Raw genomic sequence first — 9,123 nt, 5'->3', positions numbered from 1 at the left:
CACCAACGTCGTCTCGTCCCGAATGCGGATGTCGTCCGTCGTGAGCGCAGAACAGAGCGTCCGACTCGTCTTCCCGTCGAGCGACGATTCCACGATGTCGGTCGTGGCGAGTCGGTAAGCGTACTCGTCTGTTTCCCACCGCTCCCGGACACCGAATTCCACGAACATCGCGGTTCTGTCGGCCAGCGCCGATTGGATGGACCCGACCGTTTCAGCGGGCAACGGCGGGGACTTCCCCGACACTGACGATTCGTGCGGAATCGTCTGTAGCAGTTCAGCGCCCGTCTCGTCGAGTAACTTGAGTCGAAATACGAAGCTACTCCCTGCAAACGTCTGTGCCACATCGAGCAACGCAAAGAGCACGTCCGTTCCCTCCTCATTGAGGGCGAACTGGTACGTTCGGTCGTCGGGCCGCTCCGGGTCGAGAGATTTCAGCGACGAGAGAACTGCGGCACACTGTTCGCCGCCATCGTCCTCGACGGTCCAGTATCGGTCGAGTTCAACACGTACGGTGTGTGCGAGGGGCAGTACTTCCGAAAAGACGGTCTCTACGTCGCGGCCGTAGTCGTCGCTATCGAGGATGTAGTGCGCTGGCTCCCTCTCCTCGTCGGTCATTAGCTGACACCAACCAATACGCGTTTGCCGTCTGCTCCGAGCGACACGGGGACCTGTCTTCGTCTCATCTAGTCGGCATACTCGGCCGTCTCGTATCACTCCACCGACACTGCGGAAGGAAAACCAACCGCCAGCGCTCAGTTCGACAGTTCGTCGGCGAGATAGACCGCAATCGGAACGTCCTCGTTTTCGACGAATCGAGCGACTTCCTCGCCGTTTTCCTCGACGACGACCGTCGGGATGTATTCGATGTCGTACTCCTCGACGAGCGGGCCGATTTTCGACCCGTCGTCGGCCTTCTCGACCGGGTAGTGTTCGATTCGCTCGGCGTCGACGCCGGCGGCGTCGAGGGCCGCGGCGAAGTCGGGGAGTTGGCTCCGACAGTCGCCGCACCAGTCGCCGCCCCAAACGTTGAACGTGTAGTCTCCGGCGGCGAGGGTGTCGACCACGTCCGGGTAGGATGCGGCGTCCCACGCGGGGTTCGGTTGCATCGTTTCGAGCGTCTCGGCTTCGGCCATGTGCCGGTCTACCGTCCGAGCGGATTTAACGGGTACGCTCACGGCGGGGCTCGCCGCCCGCTCCGTCGTTCGTATTTCCACGTTCTACGGAAGCCAGAAACGTGGCCGTTTCATCCGCCTCCGCCAGTCGTTTAGGCTCGCACCGAGAATCGAGAGTCGATGGACGATAGTATCCTCGACGCTATCGGGTCGCCGCTGGTCCGAGTCGACTCACCCGCCGGGTCGACCATCGCGGCGAAGATAGAGTCGAAGAACCCGGGTGGGTCGGCGAAGGACCGCCCCGCGAAGGCGATGGTCGAAGCGGCCGAGGAGGCGGGTGACATCTCGCCGGGCGACCACCTCGTCGAACCCACATCCGGGAACACCGGAATCGGACTCGCCGTCGTCGCGGCGGCGAAAGGCTACGACCTGACGATTGTCATGCCGGAGTCGATGTCCCCCGAGCGCCGGCGGATTATGCGCGCCTACGGGGCGACTATCGAACTCGTCGACGGCGGTATCGCCGACGCCAAAGACCGCGCCGACGAACTCGAAGCCGACGGGATGTACCAACTTCGGCAGTTCGAGAACCCCGCAAACCCGAACGCGCACTACCGAACGACCGCCGAAGAGATTCTCGACCAAATCGACGACCGGGAAATCGACGCCTTCGTCGCCGGTATCGGCACCGGCGGCACCATCTCGGGTAACGGCAGTCGCCTCAAAGAGGAGTTCCCGTCGATGCAGGTTGTCGGCGTCGAACCCGAAGAAAGCGCCGTGCTCTCCGGCCACGAAGTCGGCGACAACGACTTCCAGGGGATGGGTCCGGGCTTCGTCAGCCCCAACCTCGATACCGACCTGCTGGACGACCTTGAAATCGTCGCGCTCGAAGACGCGGAAGCCGAGTGCCGCCGACTCGCTCGCGAGGAAGGAATTCTCGTCGGGCAGTCGTCGGGTGCATCACTCCTCGCGGCCAAGCGGGTCGCCGAACGCCTCGCCGACCCCGATGCTGACGAAGAAGACCAACCGCTCGTGGTGACGGTCTTCTGGGACTCCGGCGAGCGCTACATGTCGACCGGGATGTTCGACGTCGAAGAATAGCGAAACGGTTCTTCCGTACTTCTCGTTCGGCTTACCGGCCGAATTCGTCTTCGCCGACCCTGACGACGACCGTTTCGTCCACGTCTCTGAGGTCGTACTCCGGGACGGAGCCGTCGACTCGAGTCACGTACATCGGTTCGACGAGTCGTTGGTCTTCGACGCCGTAGATGGCGAGATGGTCGCCGGTCGCTTCAGGTTGCACCTGTCCGTCTCGAACCTTTCGAGCGAGGTCGCGTGAGAGCCACTCGTCAGTGGAGACAGATGGTTCGAGAATCAGCGAGAACGCGGCAAAGCGGACGAGATACCAGTTGAGGTCGTTGAGGAGCGAGACGGCTGCGCCGAGGCTTACCGTCTCGATAGAAAGCGAGTTCTCGAACGGTTCGGAGATGTCGTACGTCGAGAGCGCTGCCCGGGCCGTATCTCTCGACAACAACTCGTACTGGAGGTGGACATCTTTGGCTCCGACGATACAGACCTGCGTCACGTCGAAATGGACGGTCCGGATTCGGTAAAGCGGTTCCGGTACTTAGGCGTGAGACTCCCACTGGTCGGCACAGGCTTCGTCGCAGAAGACGACGCGCTGGCGCTCGAAAGAGAGCTTTCCGGAGTGGTCGATATCCCGGTCGAGGACTACTTGGTAGTGGGCTTCGCGCATGTCGATATCGGTGTGACACGTCGCACATCGCTCGACGGCATCGCTCCAGTCGGTCCGCGTCGCCCGATGTGAGATTCGCCACTCCGGGCCGGGATGACTGCGGCCGAAACGCGATGTTCGTGACATGGAAAAACCGTCGAACTCACGGTAAATAAATCCATTTTTGTGCAATCTACCATCCGAAACAAATCTGAACAGTCGCTAATTCAAAATTGTGTTGGACGTTCGCACACTACTTGATGTCGTCGTCCAGCGATACGACAGTCCGTTTGTGGGCGGCCTCGGCGGCGAGGTCGAACAGGTCGGCGGGTTCGGCGGCTTCGACGGCGGCCAGTGAGGCGTTCGTCTCGGGGTAGCTCGGCGCAACTCGCTCACAGCCGACCGGGAGCGTCGAGTCGTCGTAGGTCCCGAGTTCGCGGGCTTCGGCGACGATATCCGTCTTGTCGCGGGTCAAGAGCGGTCGGTGGACGGGAAGGTCTACGGCGGCCCCGGTGACCGCGAGGTTTCCACCGGTCTGGCTGGATTTCTGCCCCAGCGACTCGCCGGTGACGATAGAGTGGGCGTGCTCGTCGGCGGCGACCTCGGCGGCGATGGCGAGCATCACGCGTCGAAGCGAGAGCATTCGCGTGTCTTCGATAGTGTCCATCAGTCGTCGGACCACGTCACCGGCCGGAACGACGTGGACTCGCATGTTGGCGTTGGGTGCACGACGGGCGATAGTTCGAACCGTCTCGATGGCGCGAGCGCGGTGGTCCGCCCCGCCGTAGTCGCCTAAATCGATGTAGACGGGAACGACTTCACAGCCGCGGCGCATGAGTTCCCACGTCGCCACAGGCGAGTCAATGCCGCCGGAGACGAGCGAAATCGTCTTTCCTTGTGTTCCGAGTGGGAGGCCACCGGGACCGTCGAATCGCCGGGCGGAGAGATACGCAGTGTCTTCGCGGCACTCGACGCGGTACGTCCGCTCGGGGTTGTCGAGGTCGACGGGTGCGCCGGTGGCGTCGACGACGGCGCTTCCGGCCTCGCGTTCGATGTCCCTGCTGGAAAAGTCGTGTTGCTCCGACGAGCCGATTCGGTCGGCGTCGACGGCGAAACTGGCTCCATCGGGGTGGTCCACAGTGAGGTCGCGGCACGTCGATACGATAGCGTCGAGGTCAGGCGCGCAGGCAATACACGGTCGCGCCCAGACGACGCCCGGCACTTCGGCGCACGCGGCGGCGACTGCCTCGGGGTCGTCGGGGTCGCGGACGAGAATCCGCGACCACTCCCGGTCGACGTGTCCCGAAAGCGAGCGGTCGTCGAGGACCGCTTGCAAGTTGGTCCGGAGTAGACTCTCCATCTTCGCCCGAACGCTCGAACTCTTGGTGCCCACCTCGCCGTAGCCGACGAGGACGACGTGCGCCGTCTCGTTCACACTCAGTGTTTCCCGTGGGGACTCTTCAGCGTCTCGTTTCCGGGACTGACAGCCGTCTCGACGATAGCTGTCAGCAAATATATTATTATTATATATTCACACATAGTGTCAATTACTGAACCGTAGTCAGCGGTGGTTCTCATATAAATTACTTAATAGGTATCTCCCTCTCTCTGTGTCGTACACCCGCCGAACAGTCTGCCGAATTCTCTCCCCACCCACCGATGCCAATGACCGACGAGTCGACCGATACCATCGACCTCTCTGACCCGCAGTACTACCTCAATCGCGAGTTGAGTCAACTGGAGTTCCAGTCCCGCGTGCTCAACGAGGCACTGGACGACCGGAACCCGCTCCTCGAACGGGTCCGCTTTCTCGCTATCTTCACGAAGAACTTGGACGAGTTCTTCATGAAACGCGTCGGCGGGCTAAAACAACAGATAGACGCTGGTGTCACCGAACAGACAACAGACGGCCGGACACCCCAAGAACAGTGGGAGGAGGTTATCGACAAGGCAAGACCTCTGTTCGAACGGCAGGCGGCGTGCTACCGCGAGGAAATTCGTCCCGCACTTGCCGCCGAGGGTATCCATATCTGCGACTACGACGACCTAACACCCGACCAACAGTCGGAGATGCGCGAGTACTTCGAGGTGTCTGTCCTCCCGGTGCTCACGCCGCTTTCGTTCGACCCGGCCCACCCGTTTCCATTTATCTCCAATCTCTCGCTCTCGCTCGCGGTCATCACGAGAGGTGACGACAGCGACGACGACCTGACGTTCACCCGTGTGAAGATTCCGCAGAACCGGCCGCGACTCGTCGAAGTCGAGACCGACGGCGACGAGGTTCGTTACGTCCTCCTCGAAGCAATCATCCGCGCGAACCTCGATTTGCTCTTTCCGAACGTCGAGGTGGTGGACACCGCGGTGTTCAAACTGACACGGAACGCCGAGGTCCGAAGAAACGAGGAGGTCGCCGAAGACCTCATCGATATGATTGAGGAAGTCCTCGACCAGCGCCGCTTTGCGACCGCGGTGCGCCTCGAAATCGAAGCGGACGCCCCGGAGTCGGCGCGGGAACTCCTCATCGAGCAGTTAGACCTCGATGAACGTGAGGTGTTCGAGCTTCGGGGTCCGCTCGACTACCGCGAGTTCATGGACCTCACGGACCTCTCGCGGCCGGACCTATCTCTCGACTCGTGGACGCCGCAACCACACTCTCGATTCGCGGACACCGACGCCGACGACGTGGGTGGTGACGGTGACACCATCTTCGACGAGATTCGGCGCAAGGACGTACTGTTGCACCACCCGTACCACTCCTTCGGCGACACCGTTCAGGAGTTCCTCGACGCGGCCGCGAACGACCCGAACGTCCTCGCTATCAAGGCCGCAATCTACCGCACGGCATCAGACTCGAAGATTATCGAGTCGCTCATCGACGCCGTCGACAACGGTAAGCAGGTCGCGGCGATGGTCGAACTCAAAGCCCGCTTCGACGAGCAGAACAACCTCGAATGGGTACACAAACTCGAAGAAGAGGGAATTCACGTCGCCTACGGAACCATCGGACTGAAGACGCACACCAAGACCGCGCTCGTCGTCCGCGAGGAAGAAGACGGCGTTTGCCTCTATTCGCACGTCGCCACCGGTAACTACCACTCCGGGACGGCGAAAGGCTACGTCGACCTCGGCGTCCTCACGGCCGACCGCGACATCGGACAGGACCTCGTCAAGGTGTTCAACTTCTTCACCGGACCCTCGCTCGACGAGGAGTTCCGCAAACTCCTCATCGCCCCCGTAACGATGCGAAACGAGTTCACGAAGTGTATCCGCCGCGAGGCGGAGCACGCGGCGGCGGGTCGCCCCGCCCGTATCGTCGCCAAGATGAACGCGCTCGAAGACCCCGGCATCGTCGAAGAACTCTACAAAGCGTCGATGGCTGGCGTCGATATCGACCTGCTCGTCCGCGACATCTGTCGGCTTCGTCCCGGAATCGAGGGCCTCTCCGAGACGGTCACGGTTCGAAGCGTCGTCGACCGCTTTCTCGAACACTCGCGCATCTTCTACTTCGAAAACGCCGGCGACCCGGAGTACTACGTCGGGTCGGCCGACTGGATGACGCGGAACCTCGACAAGCGCGTGGAGGCCATCGCGCCCGTGGAGGACCCCGACATCCGCGAGCAACTCCGATTCATCCTCGAACTCGGATTCGCCGACAACCGGAAGTCGTGGGAGATGAACGCCGACGGCTCGTACGACCAACTGTCGCCGGAAAACGGCCACACGGTCTCCATGCAGTCGATTCTGATGAATCAGGTTCTCGGCGCATCGAGTAGACCCGGCGTCCACCGAGGAATGCCAGCGTCACACCCGGATGTTCCCGAGACGCTCCTCGTCGAATCCAGCCCGACGGTCATGACACCGCGAGACGTTCCGGAACCGCGGTCGCTTGATACCGATACGGTTTCCGTCGTGACTAAACGGACGACGGTCGCTGAAACCGTTCCGAGCGTGGCTGTCGCCGAAGCCATTCCGAGTGTGGCTGCTGCAACCGGCGCGCCGAGTAACGGCGACGCACAGCACGTCCTCGACGAGTTCCCCGAGAAGTGGTACGTCCCGAACAGCGGGCACTACGAGTACGCGGTTCGGACGCCCGACGGCGACCGCGACTATCGGAAGACGGCCGCCGCGGCCGCGAAGCTCATCGAGAAGTACTACGATTCGGACGCGAAATAACGCGGGTTCGCCCGCGCTCAGAAGGTGGTGAGTTCGCCTTCGATGGTGCGGCGCGTGATGTCCGTCACGTTGGCGAGTTCGCGGTCGATGGTCGCGATAACCTCGTCTTCGATGTCGGCGATGGTGACGCCTTCTTCGGTGATGACCTTCGCGTCTGCGACGTGGGGTTCGTCGATGGGGCGGCCGATTTGCGAGAGCAGGCGGACCTGCAGGTCGCGGATGCCGTCGACTTCGGCGACGACCGTCTCGGCGATGTGGGTCGAAAGCAGGTTGTAGATTTTCCCGATGTGGTTGACGGGGTTCTTGCCGGAGGTCGCTTCCATGCTCATCGGGCGGTTCGGCGTGATGAGGCCGTTGGCGCGGTTCCCGCGGCCGACGGAGCCGTCGTCACCCTGCTCGGCGGACGTGCCGGTCGTCGTGAGGTAGATGGAGCCTTCCTCGTAGTCGTCGGCGGTGTTGACTTCGACGTTGACCTCGCGGTCCGTGTACTCGGTGGCGAGGTCGGTGACGAACTCGCGTACGTTGTCGACGGCCTCGATGTAGTCGTCGATGTCGTCGATGTGGCTGTCGACCATCGCGGCGGCGACGGTCACGTCGATAACGTCGCCTTCGCGCTTGCCCATGAGCTTGATGTCCTGTCCGAGTTCGGGGTGGTCGTCGCCGTAGCGCGCGCCGTTGAGGGCGTACTCGGCTTCGAGGACGATTTGCTCCGTCTCGGTGAGCGGGGCGTGGCCGACGCCGAAACTCGTGTCGTTCGCCATCGGGACCTGTTGGGTCTCCTCGCCGAAGACGTCTTGCAGGTCGCCGGAGCCTTCGCCGAGTTTTACGTCGACGACGATGTCCGTGCCAACGTCGAGTCCGGGGATGTTCTCGTTGAGGTACTCGCGGGCGGCGCGGAGTGCGGTCGAGTCGACGGGGAGTTTCTGCCCGTCGTACTTTTTCGTCGCACGGCCGACAATGAGGAGATAGATTGGTTCGATAACCTCGCCGCCGCCAAAAGCGGGTGCTGCGGTACCAGCGACGAGTTGCGTCTCGTCCGTGTTGTAGTGGAGTACCTTCCCGACACGGTCGAGATAGAGATTCGAGAGTGCCCGGGAGACGCTTTCGGCGATACCGTCACAGATGGAGTCCGGGTGCCCGATTCCCTTCCGTTCGACAATTTCGACCTCCTGGTCCTCGACCGCGCGCTTATCGGCGGATTCGAGGCGGATGTTTCGGTCGGTCATTGCCGGGTGTACCCGGCGGGCGGTTCTATAACTTGCGGAAACCTTCCTTGAATAGCGTATTACTATTGGGCATTATCCATAAATCGACAGTATTTGCCACCGGCCGCGCGAATACGAGTGTTTCCACCGATTTCGTTGTGTCTCTGTCCCGCTGTTATCTTTTCGTGCCCACTTTTCGCACTCACTTTTCATGCTCACTCTTCGGGCGCACCGAGCAGCATCCCGAGGTAGGACGTCCGAATCTGGTCGTCGGGGTCGACATCGAGTTTTCGGAGGACATCGAATGCTCCCTCGCGCGCCGCGTCGACGCCGGACTCGACCTCGACTTCCACCTCGACGCCGGACTCGACCTCGACTTCCACCTCGACGAACTCTCCGAGACCGGAGACTGCGTCGAGCGAGACGGTATAGCCGTCGAGTTCGAATCGCTCGCGCTCCTTTTCGACTGTCGCGGTGGGTTCGAACCCGACGGCCTCACAGATGGCGTCCATCGTCTCACCGTCGTCGACACCGGTTTCGTACTCGCGGCGGGTCTTCGAGGATTCGTCCACCAGCGGCCCTTTGTAGGTAATTACCGTCACGTCGTCGACAACCTCGTCGTCCTCGTAGCGCGACTCCCGCCGGAGTCGAAGCGCTTCGTCTGTTTCCGCGAAATCCTTGTGCGGGGCGTTGTAGTAGGTGTCCGTCTGTTCGACCCGGTTTACTTGCTCGGCGTCCGACGCTTCGAGTTGTTCTCGAATCGTCTCGTGGTCAGCACGAACCTTGACTTCGACTTCGTACATGGTCTCGTGAGTGCATCCAAACGGCAAAAACATCGGTGACTCACCGACGAAAGGCGGAAGCCGACGGCTTTAGCCACGAGTGAGGTCTCTTCGGG

9 protein-coding genes are annotated in these 9,123 nt (G+C 61.7%); 2 read left to right on the top strand and 7 right to left on the bottom strand.

From position 1 onward, the window contains the following. Positions 1-615: hypothetical protein (locus QT222_RS12210; RefSeq protein ID WP_491477331.1), on the bottom strand; the 615-nt coding region annotated here is incomplete at its 3' end. Between the two features lie 137 nt (positions 616-752). Then, positions 753-1,133, bottom strand: a complete 381-nt coding sequence (locus QT222_RS12205) for a thioredoxin (protein WP_491477330.1) — start codon at positions 1,131-1,133, stop codon at positions 753-755. A 159-nt stretch (positions 1,134-1,292) separates the two neighbouring features. Between QT222_RS12205 and QT222_RS12200 the strand changes: the two genes are divergently transcribed. Continuing rightward, on the top strand, positions 1,293-2,213 hold the full coding sequence (locus tag QT222_RS12200) for a PLP-dependent cysteine synthase family protein (protein WP_004056649.1): 921 nt from the start codon (positions 1,293-1,295) through the stop codon (positions 2,211-2,213). Positions 2,214-2,244: 31 nt separating this feature from the next. On the opposite strand, the gene QT222_RS12195 is transcribed toward QT222_RS12200, so the two are convergent. From QT222_RS12195 to thiI, 3 genes are all read right to left on the bottom strand, one after another. Next, positions 2,245-2,697, bottom strand: coding sequence for a DUF5804 family protein (locus tag QT222_RS12195; protein WP_491477329.1), 453 nt, complete (start codon positions 2,695-2,697; stop codon positions 2,245-2,247). A gap of 42 nt (positions 2,698-2,739) precedes the next feature. Continuing rightward, positions 2,740-2,994, bottom strand: coding sequence for a hypothetical protein (locus tag QT222_RS12190; protein WP_014732357.1), 255 nt, complete (start codon positions 2,992-2,994; stop codon positions 2,740-2,742). 106 nt (positions 2,995-3,100) lie between these two features. Then, the gene (gene thiI, locus QT222_RS12185) at positions 3,101-4,282 is read right to left on the bottom strand and encodes a tRNA uracil 4-sulfurtransferase ThiI (protein WP_004056652.1); all 1,182 of its coding nucleotides are present in this window, start codon (positions 4,280-4,282) and stop codon (positions 3,101-3,103) included. Positions 4,283-4,512: 230 nt separating this feature from the next. Between thiI and ppk1 the strand changes: the two genes are divergently transcribed. Continuing rightward, complete coding sequence (gene ppk1, locus QT222_RS12180; RefSeq protein WP_491477328.1) at positions 4,513-7,020, top strand: polyphosphate kinase 1; 2,508 nt, start codon at positions 4,513-4,515, stop codon at positions 7,018-7,020. A gap of 17 nt (positions 7,021-7,037) precedes the next feature. On the opposite strand, the gene QT222_RS12175 is transcribed toward ppk1, so the two are convergent. Both QT222_RS12175 and cyaB read right to left on the bottom strand, forming a co-directional pair. After that, entirely contained in the window at positions 7,038-8,246 is a 1,209-nt protein-coding gene (locus QT222_RS12175) for a methionine adenosyltransferase (RefSeq protein ID WP_491477327.1), read from the bottom strand. A gap of 194 nt (positions 8,247-8,440) precedes the next feature. After that, the gene (gene cyaB, locus QT222_RS12170) at positions 8,441-9,028 is read right to left on the bottom strand and encodes a class IV adenylate cyclase (RefSeq protein ID WP_491477326.1); all 588 of its coding nucleotides are present in this window, start codon (positions 9,026-9,028) and stop codon (positions 8,441-8,443) included. Between the last annotated feature and the right edge of the window lie 95 nt (positions 9,029-9,123).

This window comes from Haloferax sp. s1 (genome assembly GCF_058382125.1).
Note: the sequence above shows the minus strand (reverse complement) of the source record. Positions and strands in the feature narration are given on the sequence as shown.

Excerpts from the sequence above, each read along its gene's own strand:
- QT222_RS12200 (WP_004056649.1), top strand. The coding sequence starts at position 1,293 with ATGGACGATAGTATCCTCGACGCTATCGGGTCGCCGCTGGTCCGAGTC.
- cyaB (WP_491477326.1), bottom strand. The coding sequence starts at position 9,028 with ATGTACGAAGTCGAAGTCAAGGTTCGTGCTGACCACGAGACGATTCGA.
- QT222_RS12190 (WP_014732357.1), bottom strand. The coding sequence starts at position 2,994 with ATGTCACGAACATCGCGTTTCGGCCGCAGTCATCCCGGCCCGGAGTGG.
- QT222_RS12205 (WP_491477330.1), bottom strand. The coding sequence starts at position 1,133 with ATGGCCGAAGCCGAGACGCTCGAAACGATGCAACCGAACCCCGCGTGG.
- QT222_RS12175 (WP_491477327.1), bottom strand. The coding sequence starts at position 8,246 with ATGACCGACCGAAACATCCGCCTCGAATCCGCCGATAAGCGCGCGGTC.
- ppk1 (WP_491477328.1), top strand. The coding sequence starts at position 4,513 with ATGACCGACGAGTCGACCGATACCATCGACCTCTCTGACCCGCAGTAC.